The sequence below is a fragment of the Serratia sp. 4542 genome (assembly GCF_016805595.1).
Classification (GTDB): domain Bacteria; phylum Pseudomonadota; class Gammaproteobacteria; order Enterobacterales; family Enterobacteriaceae; genus Serratia; species Serratia nevei.
The window spans coordinates 454,094-468,176 of the sequence record NZ_RXKV01000010.1; the positions used below are offsets into that span (position 1 = coordinate 454,094).

Here is a 14,083-nt window from a genome sequence, read left to right on the forward strand (position 1 = left end):
TTTGCATTGTGGCGGCCTAGCCGGGCGTGAGCGGTCCTTACAGTCAAAATTCAGCCTTTGCTGAGATTATGAGGTCACTATGGAACAGCCAATCGCAGTTACCCGCCAGTCTTTCGATGACTGGATGGTCCCGGTTTATGCCCCTGCCGATTTTATTCTGGTGCGGGGAGAAGGATCGCAGGTGTGGGATCAGCAGGGTAAGTCTTACATCGATTTCGCCGGCGGCATTGCGGTTAACGCGTTGGGGCATGCGCACCCAGCGGTCAAGGCGGCGCTGGTGGAGCAGGCGGGCAAACTGTGGCATCTGGGCAATGGCTATACCAACGAACCGGTGCTGCGCCTGGCCAAAAAGCTGATCGACGCCACCTTCGCCGACAAGGTGTTCTTCTGTAACTCGGGCGCCGAAGCCAACGAAGCGGCGCTGAAACTGGCGCGCAAGCATGCGCACGACCAGCACGGCGCCGGTAAAGATCAGATTGTGGCGTTCAACAACGCGTTCCACGGCCGTACGCTGTTTACGGTGTCCGCCGGTGGCCAGCCAAAATATTCGCAGGACTTTGCACCGCTGCCAGGCGGCATCACCCATACGCCGTATAACGATCTGGCCGCGGCGGCCGAGCTTATCAACGATCGCACCTGTGCGGTGATCGTCGAGCCTATCCAGGGCGAAGGCGGCGTGCTGCCGGCGGAAGCCAGTTTCCTGCAGGGGCTGCGTGAACTGTGCGATCGCCATAATGCGCTGCTGATCTTCGACGAAGTGCAGACCGGCGTCGGCCGCACCGGCCACCTGTATGCCTACATGCAGTACGGCGTGGTGCCTGATGTGCTGACCACGGCCAAAGCGCTGGGCGGCGGCTTCCCGATCGGCGCCATGCTGACCACCGATGCGCTGGCGAAAACGCTGGGCGTCGGCACCCACGGCACGACCTACGGCGGCAACCCGCTGGCGACGGCGGTGGCGGGGGCGGTGTTCTCCATCATCAACACCCCGGAAGTGCTGGAAGGCGTCAAACAGCGTCACCAGTGGTTTATCGACGGGTTGAACGACATCAACCGCCAGTATCCGATTTTCGCCGAGATTCGCGGCGGCGGTTTGCTGATCGGCTGCCAATTGACGAAAGACTATGCCGGCAAAGCGAAGCAGATCACCCAGCTGGCCAATGAAGAAGGCGTTATCGCGCTGATCGCCGGCCCGGACGTGGTGCGTTTCACGCCGTCGCTGATCATCCCTGAGCAGGATGTGAAAGAGGGGCTGGCGCGATTCGCGCGCGCCGTGGCGCGCATTTGCAGCTAATCAGCGGGCTGCGCCTTCACCGGCGCAGCCTGATTCAGAAGAGGTTCGCATTATGATGATTATTCGCCCTATAGAGCGTCGCGATCTGGCGGATTTACTGACGCTTGCCGGTAAATCCGGCATCGGTCTCACTTCACTGCCGCAAAATGAAGATACCCTGTCGGCACGCATTGAGCGGGCGTTAAAAACCTGGCAAGGCGAACTTCCGCAAAGTGATCAGTGTTATTTGTTCGTGTTGGAGGACAGCGAGCGCCGGCAGGCGGTGGGTGTCTGTGCGATCGAAGTGGCCGTCGGCCTGGCGGAACCCTGGTACAGCTTCCGCGTCGGCACGCAGGTGCACGCTTCCAAACAGCTGAACGTCTATAAATCGGTGCCGACGCTGTTCCTCAGCAACGACCATACCGGCCATTCGGAGCTGTGCACGCTGTTCCTCGATCCGGATTATCGTCACGGCGAGAACGGCAAGCTGCTGTCGAAGGTGCGTTTCCTGTTTATTGCCGCGTTCCGCGAGCGCTTCTCACGGCGCCTGATCGCCGAGATGCGCGGTTTCTCCGATGAAAACGGCCGTTCGCCGTTCTGGGAGAGCGTCGGCCACCATTTCTTCTCCATCGAGTTTGCCAAGGCGGACTACCTGAGCGGCACCGGGCAGAAGGCGTTTATCGCCGAGCTGATGCCGAAACATCCGCTGTATGTCGATTTCCTGGCCGAAGACGCGCAGAAGGTGATCGGCGAGGTGCACCCGCAAACCCTGCCGGCGCGCCGCTTGCTGGAGGCGGAAGGCCTGAGCTATCAGGGCTACGTCGATATCTTCGACGGTGGCCCGACGCTGGAAGCCGAAATCGACCACATCCGCGCGGTGAAGCAGAGCCGCCTGGTGAAAGTGGTGCTGGATGACACGCCGATGCGCGCCGATGCGCCGGTGCATCTGGTGGCCAACGACAACTATCAGAACTACCGCGCACTGTTGGTCAATGCCGATCTGTATGACGACCGCCTGCATATCAACGCCGCCACCGCCGCGGCGCTGGGCGTCGAGCAGGGCAGCCCGGTGCGGGTGCTCCCCCTTATTGCACAGGAGAAAGCATGATGTCCCATCCAGCACTGTTGATTAACGGCGTCTGGCGGCAGGGCCGCGGCGCCGAGTTCGGCAAAGCCGATCCGGTCGGCAACCAGCCGCTGTGGCGAGCCAACGCCGCCGACGGCGATGACGTTGCCGCCGCCTGCGAAGCCGCGCGTGCCGCGTTCCCGGCCTGGGCACGTACGCCGTTCGAGCAGCGTGAACAGCTGGTAAAACGCTTCGCCGCCTTGCTGGAAGAACACAAGCAGTCGCTGGCGGAAACCATCAGCCGCGAGACCGGCAAACCGCGCTGGGAAACGCTGACCGAAATTCAGGCGATGATCGGCAAGGTGGGCATTTCGCTGCAGGCCTATCAGACGCGCACCGGCTTTAGCCAGACGGCGATGGCCGACGGCGCTTCGGTGCTGCGCCATCGTCCGCACGGCGTGCTGGCGGTGTTCGGGCCTTACAACTTCCCCGGCCATCTGCCGAACGGCCATATCGTGCCGGCGCTGTTGGCCGGTAACTGCGTGGTATTCAAACCGAGCGAGCTGACGCCCCTGACCGCCGAGGAGACCCTCAAGCTGTGGCTGCAGGCCGGTCTGCCGGACGGGGTGATCAACCTGGTGCAAGGCGGCCGCGAGACCGGCGAAGCGCTGGCGGCCAGCGCGGATATCGACGGCCTGCTGTTCACCGGCAGCGCCGGCACCGGCTATCACCTGCATCGCCAACTGGCGGGGCAGCCGGAGAAGATCCTGGCGCTGGAGATGGGCGGCAACAACGCGCTGATCGTCGACGCTTTCGACGATCGCGATGCGGCGGTCAACCTGGCTATCCAATCGGCGTTTATCTCCGCCGGCCAACGCTGCACCTGTTCACGCCGTATTCTGGTGAAGCAGGGGGCCGAAGGCGATGCCTTTATCGCGCGTCTGGTCCAGGTGGCGGGCGAACTGCGGGTCGGCCGCTGGGATGCCGAACCGCAGCCGTTCATGGGCGGGGTGGTGTCGGCAGCCGCAGCGGAAAACATGCTGAAAGCGCAGCAGCACTTGCTGGCGCTAGGCGGCAAATCGCTGCTGACCATGCGCCTGCTGGAGCCGGGCAGCTCGCTGCTCAGCCCGGGCATCGTCGATCTGACCGGCGTGGCCGGCGTACCGGACGAAGAGTATTTCGGGCCGTTGACCACCATCGTGCGTTACCGCGATTTCGACGAGGCGCTGCAGCTGGCCAACCGGACGCGCTACGGCCTGTCGGTGGGGCTGGTATCGCCGCAGCGCGAGCTGTTCGAGCGATTGCTGCTGGAAGCGCGCGCCGGCATCGTCAACTGGAACAAGCCGCTGACCGGGGCGTCCAGCGCGGCGCCGTTCGGTGGCGTGGGGGCCTCCGGCAACCATCGCCCAAGCGCCTTCTATGCGGCGGACTATTGCGCCTGGCCGATGGCTTCGCTGGAAAGTGAAAGCCTGTCGCTGCCGACGACGCTCTCGCCGGGCTTGGCGTTCCGTTAATCGTCTGCGGCGGCGCGCCGGCGTCGCCGCACGCTATCCCCAGGGGATGAACATGTCAGGATATGAAGTCAATTTCGACGGTTTGGTGGGGCCGACGCACCACTATGCCGGGTTGTCGTTCGGCAACGAGGCGTCGACGCAGCATCAAAACAGCGTATCGAACCCGAAGCTGGCGGCGAAACAAGGCTTGCTGAAAATGAAGGCGTTGGCCGTTCTCGGTTTCCAGCAAGGGGTACTGCCGCCGCAGGAACGCCCGCATTTGCCGATGCTGCGTCGCCTGGGCTTCAGCGGCAGCGATGAGGCGGTGCTGGCGCAGGCGATGCGTCAGTCGCCGCGCCTGCTGTCGGCGCTCAGTTCGGCGTCGTGCATGTGGACCGCCAATGCGGCCACCGTGTCGCCCTCGGCGGACAGCGCCGACGGCAAGGTGCATTTAACCGCTGCCAACCTGAATAACAAATTCCACCGCGCCATCGAAGCGGAAACCACCACCGCCGTATTGCGGGCGATGTTCAGCGACGATCGGCATTTCGCCCACCATGAAGCGCTGCCGCAGGTGGCGTTGTTCGGTGACGAAGGGGCGGCCAACCACAACCGTTTGGGCGGCGACTATGCCAAACGCAGCGTGCAGGTGTTCGTCTACGGTCGGCAGGAGTTCGGCGGCGAAACGGCGCCGGCGCGTTATCCGGCGCGCCAGACGCGCGAAGCCGGCGAGGCGATCGCTCGCCTGCACCAGCTGGACGAACAGCATACGGTCTTCGTGCAGCAAAACCCGGCGGTGATCGATCAGGGCGTGTTCCATAACGACGTGATTGCGGTCAGCAACCAGAACGTGCTGTTCCACCACCAGCAGGCGTTTTACCGCCAGCAGCAGGCGCTGGATGAAGTGCGCCGCAAGATGGCGACGCTGGACAGCGAGCTGGTGGCGATCGAAGTGCCGACGGAGCGTGTCTCGGTGGCGGACGCGGTGGCGACCTACCTGTTCAACAGCCAAATTCTTACCAAGCCGAACGGCAAGATGATGATCGTCGTGCCGGAGGAGTCGCGTCAGCACGCCGGCGTGTGGCGTTATCTCAACGACATGGTCGGCAGCGGCGGCCCGATCGATGAAATTCGCGTGTTCGACCTGCGTGAAAGCATGCGCAACGGCGGCGGCCCGGCCTGCCTGCGGCTGCGGGTGGCGCTTAACGAGCAGGAGCTGCGGGCGGTTAACCCGCGCGTGATGATGAACGAGCGGCTGTTCGCGACGCTGAACGAATGGGTCGACCGCCATTATCGCGATCGCCTGACGCAGGATGATCTGGCCGATCCGCTGCTGCTGCGTGAAGGGCGCGAGGCGCTGGATTCGCTGACGTCGATCCTCGGTCTCGGCTCCATCTATCCATTCCAACGCTAAGGGAGGCGGCATGATCGATCTACTGCCCCTGACGCTGGAAGGGAACGAACCCGTCGAATGGCAAGGTGAAACCCCGCAGCTGCGCTGGCGCTGGCAGGGGGAAGGGGTGCTGGAGCTCACGCCGCGGCAACCCTACCGCCAGGCGATGGTGATGTCGGCGGGGGTGCACGGCAACGAAACTGCGCCGATCGAACTGCTCAATCAGCTGGTCGGCGACCTGCTGGCCGGCCGGTTGCCGCTGAGGGTGCGGCTGTTGGTGGTGTTGGGTAACCCGGCGGCGATGCGGGCCGGCAAGCGTTATCTGCACAGCGATATGAACCGCATGTTTGGCGGCCGCTACCGCAACTTCGCCGCCAGCGGCGAAACCGTGCGTGCGCAGCAGCTGGAGCGTGCGCTCGCCGCCTTTTTCGATGGGGAACAGGCGGCGCGTTTCCATTACGATTTGCACACCGCCATCCGTGAATCGCGTTTGCCGCGCTTTGGCATTCTGCCTTTCCAGAAACGCCCGTACAGCGAGCCGATGTTGAAGCTGCTGGATGCGGCCGATCTGGATGCGCTGGTGGTACACAGCGCGCCGGGCGGCACTTTTAGCCATTATTCCAGCGAACATCTCAATGCGGCGAGCTGTACGCTCGAGTTGGGCAAGGCGCGGCCGTTCGGCAGCAACGATCTGCAGCAGTTCGCCGCCATCGATCTCGCTCTGCGGGCGGCGGTCAGTGAAGGGCCCCTGCCGGTGCGTGCGGCCGATGAGATTCGGGTTTTCCGCGTGATGCACTCGTTGATCAAGCACAGCGAAGATTTCAAGCTGCACCTGGGCGATGACACGGCCAACTTCACCGAACTGAAACCGGGCATGTTGCTGTGCGAGCAGCCGCAGGAGGACTATCGCGTGGGCCAGGAGGGCGCGTGGATACTGTTCCCTAACCCCAATGTGGCGTTGGGCCTGCGCGCCGGTATGTTGTTGAACGAAGTGCCCCGCTCTACGCTGTATTGATTTATCCACGGCGGCGCCGTCAGCGCGCCGCCGTTATTCCCTTCATTATTTTATTCTGCTATTTCCCGCTATTTTAATTGGCGTAAGGCGAATTTTATTCGTTCCGAAGAGATTCCCTTATGTGAATGAATAAAAGGCGGTGTCAGATGATTAGCTGAAAGTCTTAATTGCCTGGTGAATTTGTTAAGATAAAAATGTGAAATAAGTAACGTTTTTAATAACCATGCTAATTTTGTTGTTACTTTGGGATCGTGCAGAAAGCACACAAAACGAAACCAAAATGCACTACATTGGTGCATTGCACCATTTTGGTTATAACTTATGTGATAAAATATTCTTATATTCAATGAGTTGTGCAATTCCTTTGTTGTAATATTTGGTTACAAATAAACATGCTTTATCCTCGTTGTTTCATGAACTTTTTGATTTTAAGTTTTGATTCATGATGCTAATGTCACATCACCCCCGCATTAGGGGAGCTCATAAAATACCAAAAGATAAAATCACAGCCCAAAATATAAATTGGGCGTGACGGGCAGGGTTCTAATTATAATATCTAGGAAAATAAATGATGAAACGCAGTGTATTAGCCTTAGCTGTCGCCCTCGGGGCGGTCACCTCCTTCGCCAACGCGGCTGAAATCTATAATAAGGATGGCAATAAACTCGACCTGTACGGCCGCGTTGCTGCCAAACACGTTTTCAGTAAAGACAAGGGTGAAGACGGCGACAAAACTTACGTTCGTCTGGGCTTTAAAGGCGAAACCCAAATCAACGATCAGTTGACCGGTTACGGCCAGTGGGAATACCAGGTTGCTTCCAACCACGACGAAGCGCAGGGCACCACCGGCACCAAAACGCGTCTGGGCTTCGCCGGCCTGAAGTTCGCCAACTACGGTTCATTCGACTACGGCCGTAACTACGGCGTGGTGTACGACGCCGAAGCCTACACCGACATGCTGCCGGAATTTGGCGGCGACTCCTACAGCTACACCGACAACTACATGACCGCGCGCTCCAACGGCCTGGCAACCTACCGCAACCGTGACTTCTTCGGTTTGGTGGAAGGCCTGAACCTGGCGTTGCAGTACCAGGGTAAAAACGACGGTGACGGCCGCAGCGTCAGCAAGCAAAACGGCGACGGCTACGGCATGTCTCTGGACTATCAGGACATCGGCGGCAGCGGCATCGGCGTAGCGGCGGCGTTCTCTGATTCCAACCGTACCAGCGACCAGAAAGCGCTGAAGTATGGTAAAGGGGATAAGGCCACCGCCTGGACCACCGCAATCAAATATGACGCCAACCAGGTGTACCTGGCGGCCATGTATGCCGATACGCGCAACATGACGCCGATCAGCGGCAACGGCGTTTCAGGCTTCGCCAATAAAACGCAAAACTTCGAAGTTGTGGCTCAGTACCAGTTCGAAAACGGCCTGCGTCCGTCCGTGGCCTACGTACAGTCCAAAGGCAAGGACATTGAAGGGATTGGCGATGTCGATCTGGTGAAATACGTGGAAGTGGGCGCGACTTACTACTTCAACAAAAACATGTACACCTACGTCGACTACAAGATCAACCAGTTGAACGACGACAACAAACTGAAGCTGAGCACCGACGACATTGTTGCTGTCAACCTGACCTACCGCTTCTAAGTTTCCATCATTACCTTCATCCTGTGTCGGGATCGGTAATCAGGCAGGGCGCAAGCCCTGCCTTCGTTTTTTCAGGTGCTCAGCCTTTTGGCGCCAATCCCACCAGTTCGATGGCAGAACGCAGCGCGGCGAAACGTTGCTGATCCTGCTCGCGTTCTATCTCCGTGACCAGCTGTGAAAGAATATTGCTGCCGGAGACCTTTTTATGGTTTTTGATTAACTGCAACACCGCATCGCCCAACGCCAGGCTGACGTTGCGCAGCAGAATTTCATAATGCTCGTTGGAATGAGCTGATGCTGACATGACCTTTCTCTGTCTCTCTTCTTCGGGAGCCGCAATTTAGCAAAACAGCGGCCTAAAGCCTCGGAGGCAGACGAAGTTTCCGATGAAATCAGAAATTCCTCAGCACCGGACGGGGAAGGCGTTAAAAATCCGAATATTCGCTGGCCGGTAACCAAAAGCCGTCGATAAACTCTTCCATGGGATAACAACCGGCGTGGCGCAGGTTCTGTTCCTTCATCGCGATCAGGCATTGCGGTTCGTCGCGCAATATATCGACCACCATTTCACTGCAGCCGCCATCCAGATAACAGACAAACATCACCAATGCGTACATCGTTGCATGCCTCCTTCGTCGAACCGCCCTGTAGGCAACAGTGTAGGCAAAAAAGCGCGATTTTTCAGCATCATTGCGTGATAAATCGCCATCGAGACGCCGCTGACGGCACTTTCGGAATTCTCTAACCATTTCTGACGCCGGGAGCGGATGGCATATCCTTTTGACGATGCTAAGCTTAACAAGCCTTACTTCAATGCATCAGTGCAACCATCAAAAGGAGTGAATATGGGCTTGTTTAACTTCGTCAAAGAAGCGGGCGAAAAACTGTGGGACACAGTCACCGGCAATGCCTCCGCCGAAGATCAAAGCGCCAAACTCAAGGAGCATCTCGATAAGAGCGGCCTGCCAGGCACCGACAAAGTCGATGTGCAGGTGGTCGATGGTAAAGCCGTAGTGACCGGCGATGCCGTCAGCCAGGAGCTGAAAGAGAAGATTCTGGTGGCGATCGGCAACGTGGCCGGCATCAGCGGCGTGGAAGACAAGGTGGCGGTGGCGCAATCCGACGCCGAGAGCCGTTTCTACACCGTGAAGAAGGGCGATACGCTGAGCGCGATCTCCAAAGAGATGTACGGCAACGCCAATCTGTACAACAAGATTTTCGAAGCCAACAAGCCGATGCTGTCGAGCCCGGACAAGATCTATCCGGGGCAGGTATTGCGTATCCCGCAATAATCTGTCGCTCTGCCAGAGCCCGGTTGCGTACCGGGCTTTTTTTTGTCCTCTGTAATCGCCGTCTCTTATTCCCTTGCTATATCAATGTCGGTTACATCTACCCTGTGTACCCGCTCGCTCGCCGGCAGGTGCGGTGTTGACCCTGATGGGGAAAGTTGATAGCGTCATGCCCCGGTTGAGGCCGGAATGCCCAAGGCGGCAACGTTAACGCCTTATACTGAGGGGCCTTTTGCCCCGCCAAACAGCAATGCAGCAGTTGAACGAGTGAAAACCGATTTAGTGAAACAACAGCGTAACGCCTCAACGGATAAAAACTATCGAGAAACCTTGGGTGATGCGCAATTTGCTATCGTCGTGTTGGCGGTGGCTTCCTGCTCACTGATTATCTTTACGCTGGCGGTCACGCTGTGGGTGACCTGACGCGATTAACTAGGGGAGATAAAATGGAGCCTAATCTCCATGATGAAACCAAACTGCTGGCGATTATCGGCCTGTTGGTTTCCGTGCTGCTGGTGGTATCAATTCTCTTTGGCGTGACCTATTTCTCCGATCTCAGGCACGCGCACGACGATGTTGACATCAAAAGCTGCTATATCAAAGCGTCCTAATCCGCGCGAATGCGCCTGAGCGCCGCCGATCTGTGAGGTGAGCTGTCCTGTGTTAAGCTGGGACGGTTATCCCTTGGCGAATCGGCGCCATTCAGGAGGTTTTTGCGATGAGTCAGTCCCGTCCTACGCTCTCTTCACCCTCACGCGAGTGCCCCGTCGTTGACGGCGTGCGCCAGATCCAGCGTATTGCCGTGCGTAACGCCGAAGTGGGGGGCATTCCGATCAACCGCGCGCTGCCAACCCGGGAAAGGCGCACCGTCGGTGCCTGGTGCTTTCTCGATCACGCCGGGCCGACGGTATTCAACGGTACCTCGCCCGGCATGGATGTGGGGCCACATCCGCACATCGGTCTGCAAACGTTCACCTGGATGATCGAAGGCGAAGTGCTGCACCGCGACAGCCTCGGCAGCGAGCAGGTGATCCGTCCGGGCCAGGTCAATCTGATGACCGCTGGGCACGGGATCGCACATACTGAACAGTCGGTGGGCGAACCGAGGCGATTGCATGCTGCACAATTATGGATAGCGTTGCCGGCCGAACATGCCGACATGGCACCGCGTTTCGATCATTATCCTGACTTGCCGCAGTGGCAGAATAACGGCGTGAATCACCGTTTGCTGGTCGGCGAATTTGACGCTTATCGTTCGCCGGTATTTACCCTTTCGCCATTGATCGCCATAGATATGGAATGGCAGGAAGCGGCGACGGTGCAATTGCCGCTGCGCGATGACTATGAAATCGGCTTCTTGCCGCTGATGGGAGAATTCGAACTTAATGGTGAAACCTTTTCACCTGACGAGTTTGCCTATTTGGGCATGAAGAATAACTCTATCGAGTTAAATGCACGGAAAGGCAGCCGGGGATTATTAATTGGTGGCGCGCCGTTAAACGAAGAGATTCTTATCTGGTGGAATTTCGTTGGTCATACCAAGGCTGAAATTACTCGGGCCCAGCATGATTGGGAACAAGGGGCGCCGCGTTTTCCGCCGGTGAGCGGTTATTCCGGCGAGCGGATGACCGCGCCGCGCCTGCCTTGGGGCGATGTTTGATAGCGTTAGGATATAATCGCCGCGATTATTCGGCTTATTTCGCTCTAATAAGGCGAAATTACTGTGATCGCGGCTCCAGCTTTACCACAGAATAAGGTTTATCGGCAGAACAGTGATCTGGCGCATATAATGACAATGAGAAGAAGTTTAGGATAATCCTCAGGAAGTCAGGTTGTCTCCCGTTAGTCAGATGTCAGTGAGGTCATTATGAGCCAGGTACTCTATCGTGCAAGACTGTCCCATGTCGTGATTGCCACGGCGCTGTTTTGGGTCTCTGTCGCGGCATTGTTGGTCGCCGTATTAAACTAACCTCAAAAAATGACTCCTGCATAAACCCGCTTCGGCGGGTTTTTTTATCGCCGTTGTCTGGCGATAGAGGCTACGCGATTATACTTAATGACATCTTCAATAAGCGATAGGGACACTCATGAAGCTGTTTGCCGATATTTTGCTGTTGCTCATCGCGGTGCTCCATCTTTATATCCTGGTGCTGGAAATGTTCCTGTGGCGTGCGCCGCTCGGCAGACGCGCCTTCGGTACAACGGCGGAGTTTGCCGCGGCCACGCGGGTATTGGCCGCCAATCAGGGGCTGTACAACGGTTTTCTGGCGCTGGGGCTGGCATGGGGCTACTGGCGTGAGGACATGGCGCTGCAGCTGTTCTTTCTCGGGTGCGTGTTGGCGGCCGGGGTGTTCGGCGGGCTGACCGCCAGCCGCAAGATCCTGTGGGTGCAGGCGCTGCCGGCCTTGATCGCGATGCTGGCGGTATGGGGGGCGCGTTAACCCGCCGGTTTACGGCGGGCGTCAGGCGGATTTTTGGTGAATGACGTGCAACGGCGGGTCGATGTGCAGATCGACGCTCAAATCCTGACGGAAATCATAAGGCGTGATATTAAAACGCTTTCTGAACATGTAGGTGAAGTGGGACTGTGAGCCGAAGCCAAAGTCCAGGGCGATATCGAAGATCGACGCTTCACTGCTGCGCAGTTGGTAAACCGCGCCGGCCAGACGGCGTTCGCGAATGTATTTGCCCAGCGAAATCCCTGTCGCTTCTTTGAACAGCTTCTGCATGTGCCACAGCGAGTAGCCGGAGTACTCGGCCAGCTCTTCGAGATGGATCACTCGTCCAAGGTGAGTTTCGACCCATTTGCTGAGGGCGCAGACCAATGAGAGATGGTGTTCTTGTATCATCAGTGCGTCAGTGTGAGATCTACATAGCGGTGAAGTATACACAACTTGCCGCCGCGGACAAAAACGCCGCCGGTGACGGGGGGCAATTATTCGGAAAAACCGTTCAACCACAGCTTGTCAGTAGAAAGGAAAAACGGCTAATCTGAGACTGTCGCCGCCGCGGTGGGTGACGCGGAAAAGGCCACAGCAAGTAACCGCCAAAACAGAGTCAGCCGTAACAACTCAACGTTGATGGGGTGATCGCATGTTAATGACAGTGATTATTACTCTGGTTGTAATCGTGGGCGTCGGCGCTTTTATGGCGATGCCGGTGATGAGCATGAAAAATGCGGAAGGTGTGGGAGGTGAAGAACCGTGAGAGCAAGAGACATTGCACGCCGCTGAGCGGGGCGATCGCGAATCGGGAAAGCCTGGGTCAGAAACCCGGGCTTTTTGTTGCGTAGCCGCTCAAACGTTTTTCCGCTCGACGGTTTCCTCTCCCCAATAAAGCTGATCGGCGGTGGTTTTGGCAAAGGCCTTCTCCAACGCTTCGTCGCTGCCTTCTTCCCAGATCTTCTGTGCCAACACTTCGTCGTTCCCTGCCAGTTCAAAAATAGCTTCGGCGATTTCCACCGAAGTTTCACGCACTGTCGCCCAGGATTTCACATTGTGATTCGCCATAACTTTCTCCTGTTGGTTGTGGCTTACGGGTGGTTTTTGCCACCGTCATGCTGCAAGTATAGGCTAATCCGCCGCGGGCTTTTGCCCGGCGGTGCGCAGAAGGGGGAAAAAGGCGGGGAGAGCGGGCAATGGTGCAGGCGGCGTGCTATTCTGTGCGGCGTTTGAATCAAGAGGAAAATTATTATGTCTGACATGCTGAGCAACGAGCAGGAACTGGCTTCCGATCTGGTCGCTTGCCAACTGGTCATCAAACAGATTCTGGACGTTATCGACGTGATTGCGCCTACCGAAGTGCGTGACAAGATGGCGGGTCAGCTTAAAAGCATCGATTTCTCCACGCATCCTGCAGGCGCCGATCCGGTGACTCGCCGCGCGATTGACAAGGCGATTGCGCTGATCGAGATGAAGTTCACCCGCAGCTGAGGCGGGGCCGCCGCAGGGCGGCGGCGTCGGGCGGTGGCGGTTAATCCACCACCGTTTCGATTTTCTTGAACAGCGGGCAGTCGGCTACGCCGATGAAACCGTTGTCGCCATTGACGTACTGGGCGATCGCCACGTTGCGCGCCGTCAGGTATTTGCACTGCAATCCCAACCCGCCAACGTTTTTGTTGCTGCCTATCAGCACGCCGTAACCCGAGATCAAAAAGCCGCCGTAAATGACCGCCAACACCAGTACCCACTTAATCAATCTGCTCATTGTGCTTCCTCATTGTCCCTGAGGGCCCATCTAGCCACGGCAACGGCATGACGGCAAGGGTAACAGTCTGAAAACCGGGCGATAGCCAGAAATCTAAACGACAAGTTAAACTTCGTTTAACTTCGCTGTGATAACATGCGCGATAGATTACCCAGATAACAATGAGGCTGCTAAATTTGTTGCGAAAAAAAATCCTCGTGATAATGACGGCCGTCGCTGCCTGCCTGTTTTTCTACCTGTTGGCGCTGGACAGTTATTGCGACGATGGCGGAAACTTTGCGCTGGGCATCTGCTCGGTAACGCGCTTCGTGCCCTGGTAAGCAATTTTTGGCAGGGATGTTCGCACGGCCGCCGCGAGTGTTAAGATGGCGGCCTGAATGTCGCAGTAGATAGGGTTGTCCATGTACGATTTAGGTTTTGGCCAGAACGGCCTGTTGTCGCTGGCCCTCGCCGCCGTGGCGTTGCTGGTTGGGCTGTGGGTTTGGTTTCTGGTGAACCGCGCCAGCGTGCGCGCCAACGAGCAGATTCGTCTGCTGCAGGAGATTGTCGAGCAACAACGCCAACAAACGGCGCTGTTGAAACGCTTGGCGCACCGTGCACGCGCTGATGGCGGCGATGCTGCTGACGACGACGATCTCAGCCCCGCGCTGGATTTCAAAGGTTTTATCCCCGAACGTTAAGCATGAGGCGCCCCGGC

At 57.8% G+C, this 14,083-nt stretch carries 19 protein-coding genes; 14 read left to right on the forward strand and 5 right to left on the reverse strand.

Translation table 11 applies throughout. The features are described 5' to 3' along the window. Nucleotides 1-79 precede the first annotated feature (79 nt). The 6 genes from EKL15_RS14350 (at nt 80) to ompC (ending at nt 7,891) form a co-directional block, all read left to right on the forward strand. Nucleotides 80-1,294, forward strand: coding sequence for an aspartate aminotransferase family protein (locus tag EKL15_RS14350; RefSeq protein WP_070914693.1), 1,215 nt, complete (start codon nt 80-82; stop codon nt 1,292-1,294). Between the two features lie 52 nt (nt 1,295-1,346). Next, nucleotides 1,347-2,381: an arginine N-succinyltransferase gene (astA, locus tag EKL15_RS14355; protein WP_038877029.1), complete on the forward strand. Its 1,035-nt coding sequence runs from the start codon at nt 1,347-1,349 to the stop codon at nt 2,379-2,381. Further along, on the forward strand, nt 2,381-3,853 hold the full coding sequence (astD, locus tag EKL15_RS14360) for a succinylglutamate-semialdehyde dehydrogenase (RefSeq protein ID WP_203090074.1): 1,473 nt from the start codon (nt 2,381-2,383) through the stop codon (nt 3,851-3,853). Before astA ends, astD begins: the two co-directional genes overlap by 1 nt. A 52-nt stretch (nt 3,854-3,905) precedes the next feature. After that, nucleotides 3,906-5,246 carry an N-succinylarginine dihydrolase gene (gene astB, locus EKL15_RS14365; protein WP_203089841.1) on the forward strand — a complete coding sequence of 447 codons (1,341 nt, stop codon included), beginning with the start codon at nt 3,906-3,908 and terminating at the stop codon, nt 5,244-5,246. 10 nt (nt 5,247-5,256) lie between these two features. After that, on the forward strand, nt 5,257-6,240 hold the full coding sequence (gene astE / locus EKL15_RS14370; protein ID WP_060424002.1) for a succinylglutamate desuccinylase: 984 nt from the start codon (nt 5,257-5,259) through the stop codon (nt 6,238-6,240). Nucleotides 6,241-6,808: 568 nt separating this feature from the next. Next, nucleotides 6,809-7,891 carry a porin OmpC gene (gene ompC / locus EKL15_RS14375; protein ID WP_060423999.1) on the forward strand — a complete coding sequence of 361 codons (1,083 nt, stop codon included), beginning with the start codon at nt 6,809-6,811 and terminating at the stop codon, nt 7,889-7,891. A gap of 79 nt (nt 7,892-7,970) precedes the next feature. Here the strand turns inward: ompC and EKL15_RS14380 are convergent, their stop codons facing one another. Continuing rightward, nucleotides 7,971-8,195 (reverse strand): biofilm development regulator YmgB/AriR family protein, encoded by a 225-nt coding sequence (locus EKL15_RS14380; RefSeq protein ID WP_060423997.1) that lies wholly within the window; start codon nt 8,193-8,195, stop codon nt 7,971-7,973. A gap of 121 nt (nt 8,196-8,316) precedes the next feature. Continuing rightward, nucleotides 8,317-8,508, reverse strand: a complete 192-nt coding sequence (locus EKL15_RS14385; RefSeq protein WP_038877040.1) for a YebW family protein — start codon at nt 8,506-8,508, stop codon at nt 8,317-8,319. Nucleotides 8,509-8,736: 228 nt separating this feature from the next. Between EKL15_RS14385 and lysM the strand changes: the two genes are divergently transcribed. The 5 genes from lysM to EKL15_RS14410 all read left to right on the forward strand — a co-directional run bounded on the left by lysM (nt 8,737) and on the right by EKL15_RS14410 (nt 11,621). Next, the gene (gene lysM / locus EKL15_RS14390; protein WP_016927389.1) at nt 8,737-9,183 is read left to right on the forward strand and encodes a peptidoglycan-binding protein LysM; all 447 of its coding nucleotides are present in this window, start codon (nt 8,737-8,739) and stop codon (nt 9,181-9,183) included. Between the two features lie 186 nt (nt 9,184-9,369). Then, a complete protein-coding gene (locus tag EKL15_RS14395) occupies nt 9,370-9,603 on the forward strand; it encodes a hypothetical protein (protein WP_148045862.1) in 234 nt (77 codons plus the stop codon). Nucleotides 9,604-9,626: 23 nt separating this feature from the next. Then, nucleotides 9,627-9,791 (forward strand): hypothetical protein, encoded by a 165-nt coding sequence (locus tag EKL15_RS14400; RefSeq protein ID WP_164491940.1) that lies wholly within the window; start codon nt 9,627-9,629, stop codon nt 9,789-9,791. A gap of 107 nt (nt 9,792-9,898) precedes the next feature. After that, nucleotides 9,899-10,840: a pirin family protein gene (locus EKL15_RS14405; RefSeq protein WP_060423995.1), complete on the forward strand. Its 942-nt coding sequence runs from the start codon at nt 9,899-9,901 to the stop codon at nt 10,838-10,840. Nucleotides 10,841-11,273: 433 nt separating this feature from the next. Beyond that, nucleotides 11,274-11,621 carry a DUF1304 domain-containing protein gene (locus EKL15_RS14410; protein ID WP_225529049.1) on the forward strand — a complete coding sequence of 116 codons (348 nt, stop codon included), beginning with the start codon at nt 11,274-11,276 and terminating at the stop codon, nt 11,619-11,621. A 21-nt stretch (nt 11,622-11,642) separates the two neighbouring features. Here EKL15_RS14410 and EKL15_RS14415 read toward each other — a convergent pair whose 3' ends face one another. Then, the gene (locus tag EKL15_RS14415; protein WP_004927697.1) at nt 11,643-12,029 is read right to left on the reverse strand and encodes a helix-turn-helix domain-containing protein; all 387 of its coding nucleotides are present in this window, start codon (nt 12,027-12,029) and stop codon (nt 11,643-11,645) included. 447 nt (nt 12,030-12,476) lie between these two features. Beyond that, nucleotides 12,477-12,689 carry a YccJ family protein gene (locus EKL15_RS14420; protein WP_004927694.1) on the reverse strand — a complete coding sequence of 71 codons (213 nt, stop codon included), beginning with the start codon at nt 12,687-12,689 and terminating at the stop codon, nt 12,477-12,479. A gap of 183 nt (nt 12,690-12,872) precedes the next feature. Between EKL15_RS14420 and EKL15_RS14425 the strand changes: the two genes are divergently transcribed. Next, nucleotides 12,873-13,112: a DUF2766 family protein gene (locus tag EKL15_RS14425; RefSeq protein ID WP_025303170.1), complete on the forward strand. Its 240-nt coding sequence runs from the start codon at nt 12,873-12,875 to the stop codon at nt 13,110-13,112. Between the two features lie 40 nt (nt 13,113-13,152). Here EKL15_RS14425 and EKL15_RS14430 read toward each other — a convergent pair whose 3' ends face one another. Then, nucleotides 13,153-13,386, reverse strand: a complete 234-nt coding sequence (locus tag EKL15_RS14430; protein WP_038877047.1) for a YobH family protein — start codon at nt 13,384-13,386, stop codon at nt 13,153-13,155. Between the two features lie 161 nt (nt 13,387-13,547). On the opposite strand from EKL15_RS14430, the gene EKL15_RS14435 reads away from it, so the two are divergent. Further along, entirely contained in the window at nt 13,548-13,706 is a 159-nt protein-coding gene (locus EKL15_RS14435; protein WP_004927688.1) for a PhoP/PhoQ regulator MgrB, read from the forward strand. Between the two features lie 81 nt (nt 13,707-13,787). Then, nucleotides 13,788-14,066 (forward strand): YebO family protein, encoded by a 279-nt coding sequence (locus EKL15_RS14440; RefSeq protein ID WP_060439760.1) that lies wholly within the window; start codon nt 13,788-13,790, stop codon nt 14,064-14,066. Nucleotides 14,067-14,083 lie beyond the last annotated feature (17 nt).